Raw genomic sequence first — 22,008 nt, 5'->3', positions numbered from 1 at the left:
GTCACTCCCCGGTTCGGGATGCGAGGGAATCGTGCAGGTCCATGACCGGCTGGCGCCACACCACGCGCACCATCAAGCACTCCTTCCGCTACGCGGCCGTCGTCACGGGCGCCGCCCTGGTCACCGGATGCGGGCTGGTCCCTGGAGCCACGGGGGGCTCCGGGGACCAGCCGGTGAAAGTGATGACCTGGGCTCCCGAGAAGACCGAGGCGACGAACATGCCGGGCATGCCGGCGATGGCCAAGGCGTACGCGCGCTGGGTCAACGCCCACGGCGGCATCGGCGGCCGCAGGCTCGAAGTCCTCACCTGCAACGACCACAACGACAGCGTGGACGCCGCGAAGTGCGCCCGCTCCGCCGTCGAGCAGAACGTCGTCGCCGTCGTCGGCTCCTACAGCCAGCACGGCCGCGCGTTCCTCTCACCCCTCGAATCCGCCGGCATCCCCTACATAGGCGGTTACGGCGCGACCGACGCCGAGTTCAGAAGCCCACTGTCGTACCCGGTCAACGGCGGGCAGGCGGCGCTCCTCGCCGGAAACGGCCAGCAGCTCGCCGAGCACTGCGACCGCACCGTCCTGGTCCGGCCCGACACGATCGCGGGCGACGAGCTCGGCCCGCTCCTCGACACCGGTCTGGCGCTGCGCGACCGCCGCGCGGCCACCGATCTGCGCGCCGCCGAGGACGCCACCGACTACGGCGGCCAGGCCCGCCAGGCCCTCAGCACGGCCAGTTCCGACCCGCTCGGCGACGGCTGTGTCGCCGCCGTGCTCGGGGACCGCACGGACACCTTCTTCGACTCGTTCCGGCGGCTGCGCGACGACTATCCGTCGGTGCGGACCGCGACCGTGCTGGGCAGCGTCGACCAGTCCGTCATCGACCGCAGCGGCGGCGCGAAGAGCCCGTACGAGGGCGCGTACGTCACCGGCTGGTACCCGGCGGCGGACGACGCCCGGTGGAACGCGATGCGCAAGGCGATCAACGAGCAGGCCTTCGACGACAACCGGATCGACCCGGCGGACGCGGGCGTGCAGACGACCTGGATCGCGTACAGCGTCCTGAAGCAGGTCGTCGAGTCGCTCGGGGACGGCGAGGTGACGTCCCGCAGCGTGCGCAAGGCCCTCGACGGGGGCGTCAAGGTGACGACGGGCGGGCTCACGCCGGCGCTGCACTGGGGCTACGACCACATGTCGTCGGCCGGCGACTTCCCCCGCCTGGTGAACGCGCGGGTCGCCTTCCAGAAGGTGGAAGGGGGCCGCCTGGTGGCGACCCGCCGGTCCCTGGTGGACGTCACGGCGACCTTGGCGAAGGCGCCCTGAGTCCCGCTACAGCTGGATGGCCGACCGCTGGGTCAGCCCGTACGTGGTGGCGATCTGGTTCCACAGCGACGAGGCCTTCGCCTTCTGGGTGGAGGCCGTCTGGCTGGCCGTGTCGCCCGCCCTGCGCTGCGGCGTCGCCTTGGCGTGCCCCTTCTGGCAGCCCTTCTTGCCGGCGACCTGGTCGCCCCACGCCGCGTAGTGGCTGTCCGCCGACGCGGACGCCTGCCAGGCGCGGGTGAGCGCGTCCTTGAGCGCCGCGTTGTTGGGCAGCTTGTCGACGGCGAGGCCGTTCAGCCGGGTCACCAGGTTCGTACGCTGCGTCGCGGCGTCCCGCAGCGCCTTGGAGGACTGCGGGAGCTCCTTGCAGCCGCCGATGCTGGCGACGGCCTTCACCACGGCGGCGCGGCTGTTGTTGGAGTCGGCGAGCAGCTGGTCCAGCGCGACGGCCTGCGCCCTGACCGGGTCGGCGGCGGACGGCGAGGGGCTCTGTGACGCGGAGGAGGCGTCCGAGACCGTCTTGGTCGTGTCGCTCTTCTTGTCGTCGTCCCCGCCCGCGTTCAGCAGCGCGCCCGCGCCGATGCCCACGGCGAGGATGCCCACGCCGAGCGCGGCGATCAGCGGCACCCGGGAACCGGTGCCGGTGCGGCCCTTGCGGCGCGAGGACGGCGGCTCCGGCTCGTACGCCTGCTGCTGCACCGGCGGGATCAGCGGACCGTTCGGGGCGGCCTGCTGGGCGTGCGGGTCGAAGCGCGGCATCTGCTGCGTCGACGCGGCCGGCGCCTCCGGCTCCGTGCGGAACAGGGCGTCGAACTCGGCCGGCGGCTGCCGGTCGCCCGGCGCACCGGGACGGATGTCATAGGGGGTGGCGCCCGGCTGCGCAGGCACCGGCGGTATGTACTGCGTGGCCTCGCTGTCGCCGCCGCCGGGCACCGCGTCGGGCAGCGCGCCCGGCATCGGCTGCTGCACCGCGCGCCCCAGGTACTGGGTGGCGTCGGCGGCGGGCGCCTCGGGCGGCAGCGGGGCGGCGCCCTGCTGCGGGCCGTGGTCGATGACGGGCGGGATGTACTGCGTGGCGGCCGCGGCACCGTCGTAGGAGGCGTCGTACCCGCCGTCGTAGCCGGCCGGGGCGGCGGGCGGCAGCGGTCCCGCGGGCGCGTGCTGCTGCGGCAGCACGTGGGCCGGGGCCTGCGGCGGCAGCGCGCCGGGCACGCCCTGCGCCGGCGGGGCCGGCTGCTGCGGGCCGGGCTCGCCCCACTCGTACGTCGGCATCGGCCCGGCAGCCTGCGCCTGCTGGGACTCGGGCCCCCACGGCTGGCCCCACGGCGTCGCGCCGGTGGGTCCCGCCTGGTCGCCGAAGGTGCCCGGCAACAAGGGTTCCGAGCCGTCGGCGGGCAGCACGACACCTTCGTGCGCCTGCCGGGCCTGCGGAAGGTGCGGGCCTTCGCCCTGCCCGCTCTGTCCGCTCTGCTGCGTCACCGGGACTCCTACGTATGGGGGGCCGTATATCAACTGCGGAATCGTCGGCTCACGCTACCGGGTCCTCGCACGCCCTTGCTACGCACCTCAAATCCGGAGAGCCTCCCCAGTGACGGGAGTAACAAAACCGAAGCCGATGACGCTGTTTACGACACCACCCTCACCCGGTCCGGTCTCAGGCGGCCTGCAGGTCCACGCGCGCCCCGAACTCCCGCACCACGGGCTCCTCCCGGTACGGCTCCAGTCGCTCCTTGAAGTCCTCCAGGTACTCGGCCCCGCGGTTGGAGCGCAGCGTGCCGAGCAGCTCCACGGCCCGAAGTCCCGTGTGACAGCCCTGTTCCACCTCGCGCTGCTGCACCTGTGCCGTGGCCAGCAGGACGAGGCCGATGGCCCGGCGGCGGGCCCGCGACTCCGGATGCCCGTCGAGCGACTCCTGCGCGCACCGCGCCGCGTCCCTGGACTGCCCCAAGTCCCGGTGACAGTGCGCGAGTTCGTCGGCGAGGTAGGCATGGTCGAAGTGCGCGATCCAGACCGGGTCGTCGCCGGAGTCGGCGCGCCCCGCGGCCTGCTCCATCGCGGCGACCGCCCTGCTGCCGACGGCCTGTGCGGACCGTGCGTCCCCGAGAAGTGCGTGGCCGCGCGCTTCGGCGGCGTAGAACATCGCCTCCGCGCGCGGTGTCACGCGTCCGCGCGCCCCCTCCTGAGCCGCGCGGGCGAGCTGGGCGATCTCGCGCGGGTTGCCGAGCTGCGCCGCCAAGTGGCTCATGGACGCGGCCAGTACGTACCCGCCGTAACCGCGGTCCCCCGCTGCCTGGGCAAGCCTGAGTGCCTGGATGTAGTAGCGCTGCGCGAGCCCCGGCTGCCCGGTGTCGACGGCCATGTACCCGGCGAGCTCCGTCAACCGCGCGACGGCGGCGAACAGTTCGCGCCCCACCGCCTCCCGGTAGGAGCCCGCGAGCAGCCCGCTCACGACGCTGTTCAGGTAGTGCACGACCACCGGCCGCACGTGCCCGCTGCCGTACTGGTGGTCGAGGTCGGTCAGCGCCTGGGTCATCGCCCGCACCGCCGCCACGTCCGATGCGCCGACCCGTGGCCCCGCGGCCCTGGCGACCTGCGAGTCGGGTACCGAGATCAGCCAGTCGCGGCTGGGCTCGACGAGCGCGGACGACGCGACCGAGGACCCGGACAGGAAGTCCCGGCGGCCCACGTCGCTGCGCCACAGCTCACAGACCTGCTCGATGGCGCCGAGCACGGTCGGCGAGAACTGCAGGCCGACGCCGGAGGCGAGGTTCTTCCCGTTCGCCATGCCGATCTCGTCGATCGTCACGGTCCTGCCGAGCTTGCGGCCGAGCGCCTCCGCGATGATGCCGGGCGCCCGGCCGCGCGGCTGCTGCCCGCGCAGCCAGCGGGCGACCGATGTCTTGTCGTAGCGCAGGTCCAGGCCGTGTTCCGCGCCACACATGTTGACGCGGCGGGCCAGGCCCGCGTTCGAACAGCCCGCTTCCTGGATGAGCGCCTGCAGCCGTTCGTTGGGCTGTCGCGCGACGAGAGGCCGTGCGGCCATGGCGTACCCCCTGCTGTGCCCGTCGACGGTGATCGATGGATCAATGCCCTACGGACAAACGGAAGATGCACCACAAACGGGTACGGAATACATAACCCGCCCGAGCGCCTCCCCCTCGTCCACAGAGGTGGCTACCCGCACCCCGCTGCCGCTGCCCGTGCGCGCCCCCGTCCATGCACCCATGCGCCCCACATGCGGGGAGAATGCTCCCGCCCCACCCGCGCGTGCGCCCGTAACCCCAGATGGCGGCGGGAGTTGAGAAGTCCGTGGAAGAGACCATCGCAGGCACCCCGGACGTCACCTCACCCGTCACCGCTGCCGGGCAGATCCCTCAGCAGCGTGGCGAATCCCTTCTCGACACGGCCGTGCGCTACGCGGAAGAGCGGCACTGGGACGTGTTTCCCGGCACCTGGCTGGATGTCGACGAAGGCGTCCAGCGCTGCTCGTGCGGCGACGTCCAGTGCGCCTCCCCCGGTGCCCACCCCGCGCGCCCCGACTGGGCGACGCAGGCGACCGGCAGCGCCACGGTGGCCCGCCGGCTGTGGTCGAAGCAGCCCAAGGCGTCGATCCTCCTCCCCACCGGCCGCACCTTCGACGCGATCGACGTGCCGGAGACCGCCGGGTTCCTCGCCCTGGCCCGCATGGAGCGCATGGAGCTCACCCTCGGCCCGGTGACCTGCACCCCGGACCGGCGCATGCAGTTCTTCGTGCTCCCCGGCGCCACCCTCAAGGTCCCGGACCTGGTACGGAAGTTGGGCTGGCCCCCGGCCTCCCTCGACCTGGTCGCGCTCGGCGAGGGCGGCTACGTCGCCGCGCCGCCGACCCGCTTCGGCAGCCAGGGCGCCGTCCAGTGGGCCTGCCGCCCCACCGCCGCGAACCGCTGGCTGCCCGACGCCGAGGAACTGATCTCGCCACTGGCGTACGCGTGCGGCCGGGAAGGACGCCGCTAGGGCAGCGCCTCCGCCCGCCTCGCACCCCGCCGACGTATCGTGCCCGGATGACTGGGGACACCACCGCCGTACGCGTGCACGACCTGTGGAAGTCGTTCGGCGGGCAGACGGCCGTCGCAGGGATCGAACTCGCGCTCCCCGCGGGCCGGTTCATCGGCCTCGTCGGACCGAACGGCGCGGGCAAGACCACCACCCTCTCCATGATCACCGGGCTGCTCCGCCCCGACCGCGGCACGGTGCACGTCGCGGGCCGCGACGTCTGGTCCGACCCGGCCGGGGTCAAGGCCCGCATCGGCGTCCTGCCGGAGGGGCTGCGCCTCTTCGAGCGCCTCTCCGGGCAGGAACTCCTCGCGTACACCGGCAGGTTGCGCGGCCTGCCCGGCACCGAGGTCGACAAACGGGCCGCGCAGCTCCTCGACGTCCTCGACCTCGCCTCCGCACAGCACAAGCTCGTCGTCGACTACTCGACCGGCATGCGCAAGAAGATCGGCCTCGCCGCGGCGCTCCTCCACAACCCCGAAGTCCTCTTCCTCGACGAACCGTTCGAGGGCGTCGACCCCGTGTCGGCCCAGACGATCCGCGGCGTCCTGGAGCGGTACACGCGCTCGGGCGCGACGGTCGTCTTCTCCTCCCACGTCATGGAGCTGGTGGAGTCGCTGTGCGACTGGGTGGCCGTCATGGCGGCGGGCCGGATCCGCGCGCAGGGGCCGCTGGCCGACGTCCGCGGCGACGCGGCGTCGCTGCAGGAGGCGTTCCTGGAGCTCGTGGGGGCGCGCGGCCGGGACGCCGGGGGATCGCTGGACTGGCTGGGCGGTCCAGCCGGCCCGGCCGTCGACGAGCGGGGTCCGGGGGCGTCGGCGTGACGGGCGGCGGCACCTCCCTCACCGGCACCCTCGTCCGGCTCAAGCTGGCGCTGCTCCGCAACGGCCTGCGGCAGTCCGCCGGACGCCGCGCCGCGTACATCGCCTCCGCCGTCGTCACCCTGCTGATCGCGGCGCTCCAGCTGCTCGGCCTCGTCCTGCTGCACGGCAACGAGCACGCCGCCACCGTCGGCGTCCTGCTCACCGCCCTGCTCGCCCTCGGCTGGGCGGTGCTCCCGCTCTTCTTCCCCAGCGGCGACGAGACCCTCGACCCGACCCGGCTGGCGATGCTGCCCCTGCAGCCCGACCCGCTGGTCAGGGGACTGCTGGTGGCGTCGCTCGTCGGGATCGGACCGCTGTTCACGCTGTCCCTGGCGGGCGGCGCCGCGTACGCGGTCGCGCACGGCGCCGCGGCCGCCGCCGTCGCCGTGCTCGCCGTCCCGCTCGCCCTGCTGACCTGCGTCGCCCTCGCCCGGACCGTCGCCGCCGCCAACATCCGGCTGCTCACCAGCCGCAAGGGCCGCGACCTCGCCGTCCTCAGCGGACTCGTCATCGCGATCGGCGCCCAGCTCGTCAACTTCGGCGTGCAGCGCCTCGGCTCGTCCGGCGGCCTGTCGACGCTCGACCCCGTGCGGGACGTACTGCTCTGGGTGCCGCCCGCGTCGGCGATCGGCGCGGTCGACGCGGCGAGCCACGGCTCGTACGGCCCGGCGGCCGTCCGGCTCGTGCTGTGCGCCGTCGGGCTCGCGGGCCTGCTGGTCCTCTGGCGGCGCGCCCTGACGCGGCTGATGACCTCGCCGGACGGCTCCACGATCCAGGCGGCCGAGCCCACCCGGCGGGCCCGCCGCACGGGCGGCCGCCGCCTGCTGCCGTCCGGCCGCACCGGCACCGTCATGGAACGCAGCCTGCGCTACGTCTGGCGCGATCCGAAGACCAAGGCCGCCTGGGTCACCTCGCTCGCCATCGGCCTGATCGTGCCGGTCTTCAACGCCCTCCAGGGCACCGGCTCCGTCTACTTCGCGTGCTTCGCCTCCGGCATGCTCGGCATCCAGATGTACAACCAGTTCGGGCAGGACACGTCCGCGTTCTGGATGGTCGCCATGACGATCGCCGACCGCCGCGACGCCTACGCCGAACTCCGCGCCCGCGCCCTCGCACTGCTGCTGATCACCCTCCCGTACGCGGCCCTCGTCACGGTCGTCACGACGGCGCTGCTCGACGCGTGGCACGACCTGCCGGAGGTCCTCGGGCTCTCCTTCGCGCTGCTCGGCGCGATGCTCGCCACGGGCGCGTGGACCTCGGCCCGCTTCCCGTACTCGATCCCGCAGGAGGGCTACAAGAACGTCGCGCCGGGGCAGGCCGGACTGGCCTGGATCTCCATCTTCGGCGGGATGGTCGCCGCGGCCCTGCTCTGCGCCCCGGTCCTGGCGCTCACCGTCACCCTGCACGCGACGGGCGCCGACAACTGGTCGTGGCTGCTCCTGCCGGTCGGCACGGCGTACGGGGCGGCGGTGGCGGTGCTCGGCCTGCGGCTGGCGGCGCCGCGCACGGCGGCCCGGCTGCCGGAGATCCTGGCGGCCGTCAGCAAGGGCTAGGACGACGCCTTACGGGCTGCGGGGGGCGTGGCCGGGGCCGGGGTCGTGGGCAGCCCGCGCAGGAGCGTCTCCAGGTAGAGGTCGAAGCGCGGCCCCGCGGTGTCCCCCGCCGGGTCCCCGCCCGCCGCGCCCAGCCAGCGCACGACGCCGAACCCGAACACGTACCAGCTCCGCTCGGCCTCCCCCGGGTCGGCGCCGGCGGCCCGGAACGCGGCGACGACCGCGTCCCGCAGCCGGCCGAAGGACTCGGGGTGGTGGCGGTGCGGGCGGGCTACATGGGCCGCGTAGCCCGGCACCGCGAGGAACGCGTCGTGCATCGCCCACGCGAGCCGCGCGAGCCACTCCCGCCAGTCGTCGGCGCCCGGCTCCCCGGCCGGCAGCACCCGCTCGACCATGACCTCGCTGACCAGGTCGAGCACCCCGTCGCGGTCCGGCACCCAGCGGTACAGCGACGAGTGCGCGACGCCGAGCCGGGTCGCCAGCTCCCGCATGGTGAGCGTGTCGACGTCCCCCTGCAGTGCGGCCTCGACGATCCGCTCACGGCTCAGCCGCGGGGGCCGTCCCGGCCCGGTTCCGGTCTTCTTCATCCCGGCCAGCGTAGGCGCAGAAGCCATCGTCCTCATTTAGCGACCATTGGTCGCTAATACTGCTAGCCTCCCGCCATGACGGACGTGACGAGGGCGATGAAGGCGACGAGGGCGACGAGGGCGGCTGCGGCGCCGCGGGAGATCGACGCCACCGGGCTGCCGATGGCGCAGGCCCAGGACCTGGTGCTGCGGGAGCTGCGGGCGCTGGCCGACCGCGCGGAGCCGTTCACGGCCGTCCTCCTGATGCCCGCCCCGCCGGAGACCACGGAACCCCCGGCGCCGGGCACGGCCACGGACCGGGTCCGCGCCCTGAAGGCGCTCCGGCCCGGCCTCACGGAGCACTGCCGCGGCCTGGCGTTCGTGGCGCCGGCGGACATCACGGCGGAGCGCGCGGCGGCGATCCACAGCGGCGAGAAGCTCTGGGGCTGTCCGACGACCGCCGGCCAGGACGTGAGGGCCGCCCACGCGTGGGCGGGGGAACGCGCCGCCGGGTCGTGAGACGCAGACGACCCGCGAGCCGTGGTTCCTCCCGTACGAGACGGTCGGAAGCCGGCCGGACGTACCGGCGGCTCGCGGGTCGGGTGACTGCTTGGGAATAGGGCCGGCTGCACGCACAACACACGTGCTGGTCCGGCGCCGAATTCGAGATGCGACGTCGGGCCGCTAGCCCGCAGTCACCTCACGCGTCCGGAATGCATACATCTGCCGAACCACCTCCCTTCTTGTGTACGTGCCACCCTAGGAAGCCGTCGGAGACCCTTCAACCGATTTTCCCGAGCTTTGCCTCGGGGGCGGCATGCTGGACGGATGCGCCCACCGGATTCCTCGAAGTTGACCGAACTCCGTGTGGGATGCGTCACGTTCGAGTTGAATGATCTGAGCAGTACGAGGAATGACGAGGACCGCACGGACGTCGTCGCGCCGACACAGCCTGCAGGGGGTGCCAGGTGAGTGCTTCCCGGCGTAGTGGGATCACCGATGAGCTAGGGCCGGACGGGCCCGACGAGCCCGAGCGGGACGGACCCGACGGGGCCGATCTGCTGGCCGCGCTGCTGGACGGCATGGATGCCGCGCTGTGCGCCTTCGACGCCGACGGCGTCGTGACCCATTGGAACCGGGAGGCCGAGCGGATCCTGGGCTGGTCGGCGGCCGAAGCCGTGGGACGGCAGGGATTCGCGGGGTGGGCCGTGCGGTCCGCCGACGCGGCGGAGGTGCAGGACCGGCTGCTGTCGGCGATGCACGCGACGGGCCGGCAGGTGCACGAGTTCGCGCTCGTCACCAAGGACGGCGGCCGAGTGCTCGTACGGACCCAGTCCGCCGCCGTGCCGGGGCCCGACGGGAAGCCCGCCGGGGTCTACTGCGCGTTCAGCGAGGTGCACGCCCAGATCGACCTGGAGCGCTCGATCGCCCTGAGCGAGGCGCTGTTCGAGGACGCGTCGTGGGGCGTCGTCCTGGTCGACGCCGACCTGCGGCCCGCCGTCGTCAACGCGCATGCGGCGCGGGCCCTCGGATCGGGGCGCACGGCGCTGCTCGGGCGGCCGCTGGGCGAACTGATCTCGCAGGGCGTGGAGGAGCTGGAGAGCGCGCTCGCGCACGTGCTCTCGGAAGGGGCGCCGCCGACGCCGACGGAGGTGTGGGTGACGCTGCGGCTGCCCGACGACGGGGGCGCGCGGCAGGAGCGGCGCTGCTGGCGCAGCGGGTTCGTGCGGCTCGCGTCGCCGCTCGCGGAGGAGCCGGTCCCGCTGGGCGTCGGCTGGCTGTTCCAGGACGTGACCGAGGCCAAGCAGACGGAGCAGGAGGCGGCGGGGCTCCGGTTCCGCGCGCACCAGCTGCACCGGGCGGCGCGGGCCGCCGCCGAGTGCGAGGACCCGGCCGAGGCGGCGACCGTGCACCTGGACTTCGCGCTGGCCGGGTTCGCCGACCACGCGGTGATCGACCTGGTGGCGGGCGAGGAGCCGATGCGGCTCGTGCGGGCCGCCGCGACCCCGTCAGGGGCGCCGGGGCCGAGCCTGCTCGTGACGCGCGGGGCGCTGCCCGTGCGGTACGGGGAGGGGCATCCGGCGCTGCAGTGCGCGGAGCGGACCGGCTCGGTGCGGGCCTCGGCCCCCGGGGCGGGCGGCGCCGGGGCCGGCGGGTGGGCCGCGGCCCGGCAGTGGCCCGAGGGGACGCTGTACGCGCTGTGTGCGGTGCTGCGGAGCCGGGGGCGCACGCTCGGGGTGGTGACGTTCCTGCGAGGCGCCAGCCGGGCCCGGTTCGAGCGCGCGGACGCGATGTACGCGGAGAGCGTGGCCGTGCGGATAGCCGCCGCGGTGGACCTGGCCCGGGTGGGCGCGGGCGAGGCGTAGCGGCCCCCGCCCGCCGGGGTCAGTGCTGGTAGAAGATGCGGTCGCGGTACTCGGCGAAGACGCGGGCGTTCCAGTCGTGGCCGCCGTCCACGTTGCCGGAGCGCAGCAGTGGGGGCTGGATGCCGCGGTCGGCGAGGACGGTGGCACAGGTGGCCAGGGTCGCCTGCATCAGGGCGCTGGTGGTGACCGTGGAGGCGGAGGCGAAGGGGGCGTCGACGCCCTCGTGGCTGAGCTCCGCGTCACCGACGGCGATCTTCGAGTCCAGGATCACGTCGCAGTGGTCGCGCAGGTAGGTGCCGGAGACGTGGCGGGACTTCGGGGCGTCGGGGCCGGTGGCGTACGACAGCGAGGTCACGCCGATGACCTTGAGGCCCAGCGCGCGGGCGTTCATGGCCATCTCCACGGGGAGGGCGTTGCGCCCGGAGAGGGAGATGATCACGAGCGCGTCGCCCGCCGTGGCGGGGCTGGAGTCCAGGACGGCCGCCGCGAGGCCGTCGACGCGCTCCAGGGCGGAGCCGAGGGTCGCGGGCATCACGTCGACGCCGACGGCGCCGGGGACGGCCAGCAGGTTCATCAGGGCGAGGCTGCCCGCGCGGTAGACGACGTCCTGGGCGGCGAGCGAGGAGTGGCCCGCGCCGAACGCGAAGAGGCGGCCGCCGGCGACGACGGTGTCGGCGAGGAGGGTACCGGCCGCGGTGATGTTCGCCAGCTCCTCGTCACGGACCCGCTGCAGCAGGCCGATCGTGGCGTCGAGGTACCGCGCGGCCAGTTTGCTCTCGCTCATCGGCGTAGCCCCTTGCGTCATAGCGTGCGTCGTAGCACTCCGTGTCGCGGATCACCGTGCGGTCTGGACCAGGGCCCTGTCAATACGGTCTCGGGCCCCGTCGGGCCGCTGTTTCCCTGGCGCTGCACGGTTGTCAGCGGTATGCGTCAGAATTGGGGGCAGGGCCAGCGCACGAGCGTCGCGGCGAGCCAGCGGAGCGGCCGCGGAGCCAGAGAGCTACACGAGGGGCACGTATGTCCGGACTGATCGACACCACGGAGATGTACCTCCGCACCATCCTCGAGCTGGAAGAGGAAGGTGTGGTCCCCATGCGCGCCCGGATCGCCGAGCGGCTCGACCAGAGCGGCCCGACGGTCAGCCAGACCGTGGCCCGCATGGAGCGGGACGGCCTGGTCGCCGTGGCCGCCGACCGGCACCTGGAGCTGACCGACGAGGGCCGGCGCCTCGCGACCCGGGTGATGCGCAAGCACCGGCTCGCCGAGTGCCTCCTGGTCGACGTGATCGGCCTGGAGTGGGAGCAGGTGCACGCGGAGGCCTGCCGCTGGGAGCACGTGATGAGCGAGGCCGTGGAGCGCCGCGTCCTGGAGCTGCTGCGGCACCCGACCGAGTCGCCGTACGGGAACCCGATCCCGGGCCTGGAGGAGCTGGGCGAGAAGGACGGGGCCGACCCGTTCCTGGACGAGGGCATGGTCTCCCTCGCCGACCTGGACGCGGGCGGGGACGGCAAGACGGTCGTCGTACGGCGCATCGGCGAGCCGATCCAGACGGACGCGCAGCTGATGTACACGCTGCGCCGGGCGGGCGTGCAGCCCGGTTCGGTGGTCAGCGTGACGCAGTCGCCCGGCGGCGTTCTGGTGGGCAGCAGCGGTGAGGCGGCGGAGCTGGAGGCGGACATCGCCTCGCACGTCTTCGTGGCCAAGCGCTGAGTCGCCCCTGAGTCCTCCCTGAGCCATCGCCGACTCACCGCCGAGTCACCGCGCCCCGGCGCACGCCCCGGGCGTGTGCGGGCGTCAACTGCCGTGCCGCGCGGGAAAGTTGACTTGTTTCCGTACACGCAGCACATTCGCGCAGAAAGCAAGATTCACTGTGCGGAATCGCAGCGGTCGCACGCTTCGCGTGCCAGGCTGTCGCGTGAGGGGCATATGACCGGAAGGGGCCAGGCATGGACCGGCCGTTCGGCGAGCGGGACGTGTGGGGGAACCGGGAGACAGAGGGCCCCGGCGCCTTGCGGCGCCGGGGCCTGTCCTCCCCTGATCTGACCCGGAGCCCCGAGCTCCCAGGGTCATTTCCTTCGGACCGTTTTCCCCGAGCGGTCCGCCCCCCGCAGAAGAGATCCCCTCGGCGGCGCCGGTCATTCCTTGAGGGATGTCACTCAAACGAGGGGTGTTACCGGAGAGCACCACGCTTTCGAAAAAGGGTTCGATAGCGTGCGCGGGTACGCGACTGCAGGCGCGACCACAAGGGGGTGCCAGAGCCTATGGCGCGGCGCATCGACGTGACCGGAGCGGGCGGGGTCCGCCTGGCCGCCTGGGAGTTCGCCGACCCGCCCAAGACGGGCGAGGCCGGCAGCGGGCCCGGCGTCCTGTTACTGCACGGCCTGATGGGCCGGGCGTCCCATTGGGCCGGCACCACGCGCTGGCTCGCCGAGCGGCACCGGGCGGTCGCCCTGGACCAGCGTGGGCACGGCCAGAGCGACAAACCGCCGGAGGGCCCCTTCGACCGGGAGGCGTACGTCCTCGACGCGGAGGCGGCACTGGTGCAGCTGGGCCTGGAGCCCGCGGTGCTGATCGGGCACTCGATGGGCGCGCTCACGGCGTGGCAGCTGGCCGCGCGGCGGCCCGACCTCGTCCGGGGCCTGGTCATCTGCGACATGCGGGCCTCGGCGCTCGGCGCGGCCTCCCAGCGGGAGTGGGAGGACTGGTTCAAGGCCTGGCCGCTGCCGTTCGCGACGCTCGCGGACGTCCGGAAGTGGTTCGGCGAGGACGATCCCTGGGTGGAGCGGCCCAATCCGGCGCGCGGTGAGTTCTACGCCGAGGTGATGACGGAGTCGGCGGACGGCTGGCGGCCGGTGTTCTCGCGGCGTCAGATGCTCGCGGCGCGGTCGACGTGGGTGTACGACGCGCACTGGGAGGAGCTGGCGGCCGTGCAGTGCCCCACGCTGGTGCTGCGCGGGCTCGACGGGGAGTTGGGGCGGGCGGAGGCGCAGGAGATGGTGCGGGTCCTTCCCAGGGGGGTCTATGCGGAGGTGGCCGATGCGGGGCACCTCGTTCACTATGACCAGCCCGAGGCGTGGCGCGCGGCGATCGAGCCGTTCCTGGACGGGGTGTTGGCGGGGTTGTAGCCGTGGCCGTGGCCGTGGGTTCGGTGGGCGGGTGCGGGTCTCGTCGTGGCTGGTCGCGCCCCGCGGCGGAGCCGCCGATGACACAGCCCCCACCGGCCCGCAGACGGAAGTCGGAGCCCGCTACGGGCTGAGGCGGTCCACCCGCCAGGCGCCGGAGCCGGTCGGCTCATAGCGGAGGCGGTCGTGGAGGCGGTTCTCGCGGCCCTGCCAGAACTCGACCGTCCGCGGGGTCACCCGGAAGCCACCCCAGTGCGGGGGCACCGGCACCTCGGACCCGGCCGGATAGCGGAGCGTCAGCTCCCGGTAGGCCAAGTCGAGTTCGGCCCGCGAACCGAGCACGGACGACTGCGCGCTGGCCCACGCCCCGAGCTGGGACCCGTACGGCCGGGACCGGAAGTACGCGGCCGTCTCCTCCGGCGGCGTACGGACGGCCGTGCCGGAGACGATCACCTGACGGCTCATCGGGTGCCAGGGGAAGAGCAGTGCCACGTGCGGGTTGCCGGCGAGGTCGGCCGCCTTGCGGGAGCCGTAGTTGGTGTAGAAGACGAAGCCCGCCTCGTCGTACGACTTGAGGAGCACCGTGCGGGAACTCGGGCGGCCCTCGGCGTCGACGGTGGAGACGACCATGGCGTTCGGCTCGGTCAGCGGGGAGCCGGGCGCCGCCGCCTGTTTGAACCAGTGCGTGAACTGTTCCATGGGGTGCGCGGCGAGGTCGGACTCGAGCAGGCCGCCGTCGTGCGTGCGGTACTGCTCCCGCATGGCGGCGGGGTCGGGTGTGTCGTTCACGGCGTCATCCTGCCGGACGGTCCTGCACGGCCGCACATGGAGTGAAACATGGCACTGAGTGCCGCGAAGTCTCGCCAACTGTGGCACCGAGGGCTATCTTCCAAGAGCTGGAACGGTTGAGCCACATCCCGTTCGGGGCATCACGGGTGTGACCGACCCGGAGCGCGAGTCGTGAGTGACCGCGCATCCGATCGCCCCGCCACCGCAGTCCACGCATCAAGAGGAGCCGCCTGATGTCCGACTTCGTACCTGGTCTCGAAGGAGTCGTCGCGTTCGAGACGGAGATCGCCGAACCGGACAAGGAGGGCGGCGCCCTCCGCTACCGGGGTGTCGACATCGAGGACCTCGTCGGCCACGTGTCGTTCGGGAACGTGTGGGGGCTGCTGGTCGACGGCGCCTTCAACCCGGGCCTGCCGCCCGCCGAACCGTTCCCGATCCCCGTCCACTCCGGCGACATCCGGGTCGACGTGCAGTCCGCGCTCGCCATGCTCGCCCCCGTGTGGGGCCTCAAACCGCTGCTCGACATCGACGAGAAGCGGGCCCGTGACGACCTGGCCCGCGCCGCCGTCATGGCCCTGTCCTACGTCGCGCAGTCCGCGCGCGGGCAGGGCCGTCCGATGGTGCCGCAGAGCGAGATCGACAAGGCCGAGTCCATCGTCGAGCGGTTCATGATCCGCTGGCGCGGTGAGCCGGACCCGAAGCACGTCGCGGCCGTCGACGCGTACTGGACGAGCGCCGCCGAGCACGGCATGAACGCCTCCACGTTCACGGCCCGGGTCATCGCCTCCACCGGCGCGGACGTGGCCGCCGCGCTGTCCGGTGCGGTCGGGGCCATGTCCGGGCCGCTGCACGGCGGTGCGCCGTCGCGGGTGCTCGGCATGATCGAGGAGATCGAGCGGACCGGGGACGCGGAGGCGTTCGTGAAGCGGGCGCTCGACAAGGGTGAGCGGCTGATGGGGTTCGGGCACCGGGTGTACCGGGCCGAGGACCCGCGGGCGCGGGTGCTGCGGCGTACCGCGCGGGAGCTGGGGGCTCCGCGGTTCGAGGTGGCCGAGGCGTTGGAGAAGGCCGCGCTCGCGGAGTTGCACGCGCGGCGGCCGGATCGGGTGCTCGCCACGAACGTGGAGTTCTGGGCGGCCATCGTGCTGGACTTCGCCGAGGTGCCGGCGCACATGTTCACGTCGATGTTCACGTGTGCGCGGACCGCTGGTTGGAGCGCGCACATTCTCGAGCAGAAGCGGACGGGGCGGCTGGTGCGGCCCTCCGCGCGGTACGTAGGGCCGGGGACTCGGCCCCCGCGGGACATCGACGGCTACGCGGACATCGCCCACTAGCCCGGTCCGATCCGACGGTTCGCGGGCGCGGGCCGGTGGGGGCTGGTCGCGCGGGGAACTGCGCGAGAAGCCCCACCGGCCCGCAGACGACCCACCGCCGGAGGCACCCGCCCTACCCCAGCAACCGCTCCACGATCCCGCCCCACTCCGCCACGACCCGGTCCCGGCGGACGCCGTCGTCCGTGAGGAGGTTGGCGAGGCCGAGGCCGCGGGCCATGTCCAGCAGGCCCTGGACCACCTCCCGCACCCCCGGGACGGCCTCGTCCGCGCCGAGGAGTTCCACGGCGATGCGGTGGGTCTCACGGCCGACCCGGGCCTCCAGTTCGGAGACCCTGCCGCCGAGCTGGGGCTCGTGGGACGCCGCGACCCACAGGTGCAGCGCCGCCCGGAACAGCGGCCCCGTGTAGAGGTCGACGAGGGCCGCGACCGCCTCCGCGCGCCCCTGCGGACGCAGCCCCCGCAGGGCCGTGGACCGTTCCTCGGCGACGTACTCGACGGCCGCCGTGAACAGGTCCTCGCGGGTCGGGAAGTGGTGCTGGGCCGCGCCCCGCGAGACCCCGGCGTGCTCGGCGACGACGGAGACCGTGGAGCCGGACCAGCCGCGCTCGGCCAGGCACGCCACCGCCGACTCCAGCAGCTTCTGGCGCGTCACGCGCGAGCGGTCCTGCTTGGGCAGGGTCACAGCACCCATGCGGGGTCCCGTCGTTCGAGGAAGGCCGTCATCCCTTCGCGGGCCGGATCGGAGGCGAACAGCCGCGCCGACAGCGCCGTCAGCGCCTCCGCGTCCCGGTCGAAGGCTTCCAGGACCTTAACCGTGAGCAGCCGTTTCGTCTCCGTCAGGGCCTGCGGGGAGGAGCGCCGCAGGCCGTCGACGACCGGGGCGAGGGTCTCGTCGACGTCCTCCCCCGCCGCCGTCACGAGGCCGGTCCTGGCCGCCTCCGCCGCGTCGAACTTCTCGCCCGTGAGGTAGTACCGGGCCACCGCTCTGGGGTCCATGCGGGGCAGCAGCGGCAGCGAGATCACGGCGGGCGCGACGCCGATGCGCACCTCCGTGAAGGCGAACGTGGACCGGTTCGAGACGGCCGAGACGTCGCAGGCGCCCAGCAGGCCGAGTCCGCCCGCCCGTACGTGTCCGTCCACCCGCGCCACCACCGGCTTGCGCAGTTCCACGATCTGCCGGAGCAGAGCGACCAGCGCGTCGGGGTGCGGCGGGCTGCGCAGGTCGGCGCCCGCGCAGAAGGTGCCGCCGGTGTGGGTGAGGAGGACGGCGCGGACGTCCCGGTCCTTCTCGGCGCGGGTCAGCCGCTCGGCGAGTTCGCCGACGAGCGCCGACGACAGGGCGTTGCGGTTGGCGGGCGAGTCGAGGGTGAGGGTGGTGACGCCGCGCGTGTGGGCGTAGTGGATCAGGTTGTCTCCGGCCATGAAGTGCCCTCAGTTCTCCCTCAGTTGACGCCGCAGGATCTTCCCGGTGGCGGCGCGCGGGACGCCGTCGATGAAGGCCACGCGGCGGATCTTCTTGTACGGGGCGACGCGTTCGGCGACGTACGCCATGACGTCGTCGGCGGTGAGCCGTTCGTCGGAGCGGACGACGAACGCCTTGGGGATCTCGTTGCCGTCGTCGTCGAGGACGCCGATGACGGCCGCGTCGGCGATGCCTTCGTGGGTGAGCAGCAGGGCCTCAAGGTCCGCGGGGGCGACCTGGAAGCCCTTGTACTTGATGAGTTCCTTCACCCGGTCGACGACGAACAGCCAGCCGTCGTCGTCGACCCGGCCGACGTCGCCGGTGTGCACCCAGCCGTCCCGGTCGATCATCTCGACGGTCGCCTGGGGGCGGCCGAGGTAGCCCTTCATGACCTGCGGGCCACGGATGAGGACCTCGCCGGGTTCGCCGGGCGCCGCGTCCTTGCCGGGGTCGTCGAGCGAGAGGATCCGCATCTGCGTGGAGGCGATGAGCTTGCCGACGGTGCCCGGCGGCGGGTTCTCCGCGTTCAGGGGGACGACGTGGGTGCCGGGCGAGAGCTCCGTCATGCCGTACGCCTGGCCGACGGGCGGCAGGCCGAGACGGTCGGAGCAGGCCCGTGCGAGGTCGGCGTCGAGCGGTGCCGCCGCGCTGATCAGGTACTTCAGGGAGGACAGGTCGTAGCCCGCCACCGCCGGGTGCTTGGCGAGGGCGAGGACGATCGGCGGCGCCACGTACAGGGCGGTGATGCGGTGCTTCTCGATCGCCGCGAGGAAGGCGTCCAGCTCGAAGCGGGGCAGGACGACGACGGTCGCGCCGCGTCTGAGCGGGGCGTTCATGAGGGCGGTGAGGCCGTAGATGTGGAAGAACGGGAGGACGGCGAGGATGCGGTCGCCGGGACCCGTCGGGATGAGGGGTTCGAGCTGGGCGAGGTTCGTGGCGATGTTGCGGTGGGTGAGCATGACGCCCTTGGGGACGCCGGTGGTGCCCGACGAGTACGGGAGGGCGGCCACGTCCTCGGCCGGGTCGAGGGCGATCCGGGGCTCGGGCGCGGTCGTGCCGAGCATGTCGAGGAGCGAGCGGTGACCGCTGTCCCCGGCCGGGTCGCAGACGAATATCTCCCGTACGCCGCCCGCGAGTTCGGCCGCGGCGCGGGCGGACTCGACGAGCGGGGTGACGGTGATGATCCAGCTCGCCGCGGAGTCGCGCAGCTGCTTCGCGAACTCCTCGGGCGTCGCGAGCGGATGCACCGTCGTCACGGCGGCGCCGGCCCGCGTGGTGCCGTAGAACGCGACCGGGTAGGCGACCGTGTTCGGGCTGTGCAGCGCCACCACGTCGCCCTTGCGGACGCCGGCCTCGGCGAGCCCGGCGGCCACCTTGCGGTGGAACTGGTCGAGCTGGGCGTAGCTGACGGTCGTGCCGGACACGCCGTCGACGAGGGCGGGGGCGTCGCCGCGGGCGGCCGCGCCCCCGAGCACGGCGTCGTGGATGGGCTCGTCGACGACGCTCACGTCTTCGTACTCACTCAAGAACACCATGCTGAACTCCCCTGGCTGCGGATGGAGTTGTGCTCAGTACGACTTGGGCAGTCCCAGGCTCTGGTGGGACACGTAGTTGAGGATCATCTCCCGGCTGACCGGGGCGATGCGCGCCACCCGTGAGCCGGTGATCAGGGAGGCGAGGCCGAACTCGCGGGTCAGGCCGTTGCCGCCGAGCGTGTGCACGGCCTGGTCGACGGCGCGCACGCACGCCTCGGCGGCCGCGTACTTGGCCATGTTGGCGGCCTCGCCCGCGCCGATGTCGTCGCCCGCGTCGTAGAGTCGGGCGGCCTTCTGCATCATCAGGCGGGCCAGTTCCAGCTCGATGTGGACCTGGGCGAGCGGGTGGGCGATGGCCTGGTGGGCGCCGATGGGGGCCTGCCACACGGTGCGGTCGCGGGCGTACTCGACGGCCCGGCCCAGTGCGTAGCGGCCCATGCCGATCGCGAAGGCGGCCGTCATGATGCGCTCCGGGTTGAGTCCGGCGAACAGCTGCAGCAGGCCCGCGTCCTCGTCACCCACCAGAGCTTCTGCGGGCAGCCGTACGTCGTCAAGGGTCAGCTCGAACTGCTTCTCCGGAGCCTGGAGTTCCATGTCGATCTGGCGGCGCTCGAAGCCGGGGGTGTCGCGCGGCACGATGAAGAGGCACGGCTTGAGCCTGCCCGTGCGGGCGTCGGAGGTGCGGCCGACGATGAGGGTGGCGTCGGCGATGTCGACGCCGGAGATGAACACCTTGCGGCCGGTCAGCACCCAGGACCCGTCGTCGGCCTTGGCGGCGGTGGTGGTGATCCGGTGCGAGTTCGATCCGGCGTCGGGCTCGGTGATGCCGAACGCCATGGTGCGGCTGCCGTCGGCGAGGCCGGGCAGCCAGGCCCGCTTCTGCTCCTCGGTGCCGAACCGGGAGATCACGGTGCCGCAGATCGCGGGCGACACCACCATCATCAGCAGCGGCGACCCGGCGGCACCCAACTCCTCCAGGACGATGGAGAGTTCGGAGATCCCGCAGCCTCCGCCCCCGTGCTCCTCCGGCAGGTTGACCCCGAGGTAGCCGAGCTTCGCGGCCTCCGCCCACAGCTCCTCGGGGTGGCCGTCGGCGGCGGTGACCCGGGTCATGTAGTCGCGGCCGAACCGCTTGCCGAGCGCGGCGACGGCGGCGCGCAGGGCCTGGTGCTCCTCGGTCTCCAGGACGGTGCTGGTGCTCATGCGGGGGTTTCCTCCTGTACGACGGCCAGTAGGGCGCCCACCTCGACCTGGCGGCCGACGGTGGCGTGCAGTGCGGTGAGCGTTCCGGCGGCCGGGGCGGAGATCCGGTGTTCCATCTTCATCGCCTCCAGCCAGATCAGGGGCTGCCCTGCGGTGACCGCGGACCCCTCGGCGAGCCCGTCGGCGACGCGGACGACGGTGCCGGGCATCGGGGCCAGCAGGGACCCGGGCGCACGCTGCTCGCTCGGGTCGGTGAACCGGGGCAGCGCGGTGAGCGCGACCCCGTCGACGTACACCCGGTCCCCGTACGCCGCGACCCTGAACTTCCTGCGCACACCGCCGACTTCGAGCACGACGAGCTCGGCCGACGCGTGCACGACGCGCACGCCGTCGGCCTCGGGTCCGGTGCGGGTGTGCCGGTAGCGGACCTCGTGCTCGGCGCCGCCCGGCTCGGTGCGGTAGCGCCTGGTCTGCGGCTGGGAGGGGACGTTGCGGAAGCCGCCGAAGCGGTGCCGGCCGTGGGCGGCGGCGAGCGCGGCGGCGAGCGGCGCGCAGGGGTCGCCGTCGGGGGCGGTGAGGTCGGTGAGGTGCCGCTCGTAGAACCCGGTGTCCATGCGGGCGCCGGTGAACTCGGGGTGGCGCAGGGAGCGGACGAGCAGGTCCCGGTTGGTGGCGGGGCCGTGCACCTCGGCCCGCTCCAGGGCGCCGGCGAGGGCGCGGACGGCGGCGGCGCGGGTGGGCGCGTGGGCGACGACCTTGGCGAGCATCGCGTCGTAGTGCACGCCGATCGTGTCGCCGTCGGCGTAGCCGGTGTCGAGCCGGACGCCCTGCGGTACGCGCAGCCGGTGCAGGGTGCCGGTCTGCGGGGCGAAGGCGGCGGCCGGGTCCTCGGCGTACAGGCGGGCCTCGACGGCGTGGCCGTGCGGGGCCGGGGGTGCGGGGTCGAGCGGTTCGCCCTCGGCGACGCGCAGTTGCAGCGCGACGAGGTCGAGACCGAACACGGCCTCGGTGACGGGGTGTTCGACCTGGAGGCGGGTGTTCATCTCCAGGAAGTGGGCGGTGCCGTCGGCGACCAGGAACTCGACGGTGCCGGCCCCGACGTACGCGGTGGCGCGCACGGCACGCTCGGCCGACGCGTGGAGTTCCGCGACGAGTCCGGGGGCGAGGCCCGGTGCGGGCGCCTCCTCGACGACCTTCTGGTGGCGCCGCTGCAGCGAGCAGTCGCGCGTCCCCAGGACCCAGACGGTGCCGTGCGCGTCGGCCAGCACCTGCACCTCGACGTGCCGCCCTCCCTCGACATAAGGCTCGACGAACACCTCGCCGTCCCCGAACGCCGACAGCGCCTCGGCCCGGGCCGCCGCCAGCTCCCCGTCCAGCTCGGCCAGTTCCCGTACGACTCGCATGCCGCGCCCGCCACCGCCCGCGGCGGCCTTCACCAGCACGGGCAGATCCGCCTCGGTCACCTCGCCCAGCGGCGCGATGCCCATCAGTTCCTTGGCGCGCGTCTTGGACGCCATCGCCTCGATCGCGGCGGGCGGCGGGCCGATCCACACGAGTCCGGCGTCGGTCACGGCGCGCGCGAACTCCGGGTTCTCGGACAGGAACCCGTACCCCGGGTGCACGGCGTCGGCGCCCGCGTCCAGGGCGGCCTTCACGACGAGGTCGGCGCGCAGATAGGTCTCGGCGGGGGTGGCGCCCGGCAGCCGGACGGCGAGGTCGGCCTCGCGGACGTGCAGAGCGTCGGCGTCCGGGTCCGAGTGCACGGCGACCGTACGGATGCCCAGCTCGCGGCAGGTGCGGAAGACGCGGCAGGCGATCTCGCCGCGGTTGGCGACGAGCACGGAAGTGATCATGGCAGTCATGGAGTGGG

The 22,008-nt window shown here is 73.4% G+C and carries 19 protein-coding genes; 9 read left to right on the top strand and 10 right to left on the bottom strand.

From position 1 onward, the window contains the following. The first annotated feature begins 41 nt into the window (after positions 1-41). Positions 42-1,316 (top strand): ABC transporter substrate-binding protein, encoded by a 1,275-nt coding sequence (locus M4J07_RS07785; protein ID WP_255968789.1) that lies wholly within the window; start codon positions 42-44, stop codon positions 1,314-1,316. 6 nt (positions 1,317-1,322) lie between these two features. On the opposite strand, the gene M4J07_RS07780 is transcribed toward M4J07_RS07785, so the two are convergent. Further along, positions 1,323-2,792, bottom strand: coding sequence for a hypothetical protein (locus tag M4J07_RS07780; protein ID WP_374215008.1), 1,470 nt, complete (start codon positions 2,790-2,792; stop codon positions 1,323-1,325). Positions 2,793-2,967: 175 nt separating this feature from the next. Then, entirely contained in the window at positions 2,968-4,356 is a 1,389-nt protein-coding gene (locus M4J07_RS07775; RefSeq protein WP_255968787.1) for a transcriptional regulator, read from the bottom strand. A gap of 266 nt (positions 4,357-4,622) precedes the next feature. On the opposite strand from M4J07_RS07775, the gene M4J07_RS07770 reads away from it, so the two are divergent. Genes M4J07_RS07770 through M4J07_RS07760 form a run of 3 tightly spaced genes read left to right on the top strand, consistent with a single transcriptional unit; the run spans position 4,623 to position 7,761 of the window. After that, the gene (locus M4J07_RS07770; protein ID WP_372347616.1) at positions 4,623-5,306 is read left to right on the top strand and encodes a bifunctional DNA primase/polymerase; all 684 of its coding nucleotides are present in this window, start codon (positions 4,623-4,625) and stop codon (positions 5,304-5,306) included. 47 nt (positions 5,307-5,353) lie between these two features. After that, positions 5,354-6,169, top strand: a complete 816-nt coding sequence (locus M4J07_RS07765; RefSeq protein WP_255968783.1) for an ABC transporter ATP-binding protein — start codon at positions 5,354-5,356, stop codon at positions 6,167-6,169. After that, positions 6,166-7,761, top strand: a complete 1,596-nt coding sequence (locus M4J07_RS07760; protein ID WP_255968780.1) for a transporter — start codon at positions 6,166-6,168, stop codon at positions 7,759-7,761. The genes M4J07_RS07765 and M4J07_RS07760 overlap by 4 nt, the downstream gene beginning before the upstream one ends. Here the strand turns inward: M4J07_RS07760 and M4J07_RS07755 are convergent. Beyond that, positions 7,758-8,348: a TetR/AcrR family transcriptional regulator gene (locus M4J07_RS07755; protein ID WP_255968778.1), complete on the bottom strand. Its 591-nt coding sequence runs from the start codon at positions 8,346-8,348 to the stop codon at positions 7,758-7,760. The genes M4J07_RS07760 and M4J07_RS07755 overlap by 4 nt on opposite strands. Positions 8,349-8,423: 75 nt before the next feature. Here M4J07_RS07755 and M4J07_RS07750 point away from each other — a divergent pair, with 75 nt between their 5' ends. Both M4J07_RS07750 and M4J07_RS07745 read left to right on the top strand, forming a co-directional pair. After that, a complete protein-coding gene (locus tag M4J07_RS07750) occupies positions 8,424-8,846 on the top strand; it encodes a hypothetical protein (protein WP_255968776.1) in 423 nt (140 codons plus the stop codon). Between the two features lie 449 nt (positions 8,847-9,295). Next, positions 9,296-10,693, top strand: a complete 1,398-nt coding sequence (locus M4J07_RS07745) for a PAS domain-containing protein (RefSeq protein ID WP_255968773.1) — start codon at positions 9,296-9,298, stop codon at positions 10,691-10,693. Between the two features lie 19 nt (positions 10,694-10,712). On the opposite strand, the gene M4J07_RS07740 is transcribed toward M4J07_RS07745, so the two are convergent. Beyond that, a complete protein-coding gene (locus M4J07_RS07740; RefSeq protein ID WP_255968771.1) occupies positions 10,713-11,477 on the bottom strand; it encodes an SIS domain-containing protein in 765 nt (254 codons plus the stop codon). Between the two features lie 233 nt (positions 11,478-11,710). Here M4J07_RS07740 and M4J07_RS07735 point away from each other — a divergent pair, with 233 nt between their 5' ends. Then, positions 11,711-12,403 carry a metal-dependent transcriptional regulator gene (locus M4J07_RS07735; RefSeq protein ID WP_255968769.1) on the top strand — a complete coding sequence of 231 codons (693 nt, stop codon included), beginning with the start codon at positions 11,711-11,713 and terminating at the stop codon, positions 12,401-12,403. 551 nt (positions 12,404-12,954) lie between these two features. Beyond that, the gene (locus M4J07_RS07730; protein WP_255968767.1) at positions 12,955-13,818 is read left to right on the top strand and encodes an alpha/beta fold hydrolase; all 864 of its coding nucleotides are present in this window, start codon (positions 12,955-12,957) and stop codon (positions 13,816-13,818) included. A gap of 120 nt (positions 13,819-13,938) precedes the next feature. Here the strand turns inward: M4J07_RS07730 and pdxH are convergent, their stop codons facing one another. Beyond that, positions 13,939-14,577, bottom strand: coding sequence for a pyridoxamine 5'-phosphate oxidase (gene pdxH, locus M4J07_RS07725; protein ID WP_255968842.1), 639 nt, complete (start codon positions 14,575-14,577; stop codon positions 13,939-13,941). Positions 14,578-14,837: 260 nt separating this feature from the next. On the opposite strand from pdxH, the gene M4J07_RS07720 reads away from it, so the two are divergent. Beyond that, positions 14,838-15,938 carry a citrate synthase 2 gene (locus M4J07_RS07720; RefSeq protein WP_255968764.1) on the top strand — a complete coding sequence of 367 codons (1,101 nt, stop codon included), beginning with the start codon at positions 14,838-14,840 and terminating at the stop codon, positions 15,936-15,938. A 112-nt stretch (positions 15,939-16,050) separates the two neighbouring features. Here M4J07_RS07720 and M4J07_RS07715 read toward each other — a convergent pair whose 3' ends face one another. The 5 genes from M4J07_RS07715 to M4J07_RS07695 are packed head-to-tail and all read right to left on the bottom strand — an operon-like array spanning position 16,051 to position 21,991. Then, positions 16,051-16,629 carry a TetR/AcrR family transcriptional regulator gene (locus M4J07_RS07715; RefSeq protein ID WP_255968762.1) on the bottom strand — a complete coding sequence of 193 codons (579 nt, stop codon included), beginning with the start codon at positions 16,627-16,629 and terminating at the stop codon, positions 16,051-16,053. Then, entirely contained in the window at positions 16,617-17,360 is a 744-nt protein-coding gene (locus tag M4J07_RS07710; protein WP_255968760.1) for an enoyl-CoA hydratase family protein, read from the bottom strand. The genes M4J07_RS07715 and M4J07_RS07710 overlap by 13 nt, the downstream gene beginning before the upstream one ends. A 9-nt stretch (positions 17,361-17,369) precedes the next feature. Then, a complete protein-coding gene (locus M4J07_RS07705) occupies positions 17,370-18,935 on the bottom strand; it encodes a 4-coumarate--CoA ligase family protein (protein WP_255968758.1) in 1,566 nt (521 codons plus the stop codon). Between the two features lie 33 nt (positions 18,936-18,968). After that, positions 18,969-20,138: an acyl-CoA dehydrogenase family protein gene (locus M4J07_RS07700; RefSeq protein WP_255968756.1), complete on the bottom strand. Its 1,170-nt coding sequence runs from the start codon at positions 20,136-20,138 to the stop codon at positions 18,969-18,971. Then, complete coding sequence (locus tag M4J07_RS07695) at positions 20,135-21,991, bottom strand: acetyl/propionyl/methylcrotonyl-CoA carboxylase subunit alpha (protein ID WP_255968754.1); 1,857 nt, start codon at positions 21,989-21,991, stop codon at positions 20,135-20,137. Before M4J07_RS07695 ends, M4J07_RS07700 begins: the two co-directional genes overlap by 4 nt. Between the last annotated feature and the right edge of the window lie 17 nt (positions 21,992-22,008).

Source organism: Streptomyces longispororuber (genome assembly GCF_024448165.1).
GTDB lineage: Bacteria > Actinomycetota > Actinomycetes > Streptomycetales > Streptomycetaceae > Streptomyces > Streptomyces longispororuber_A.
Note: the sequence above shows the minus strand (reverse complement) of the source record. Positions and strands in the feature narration are given on the sequence as shown.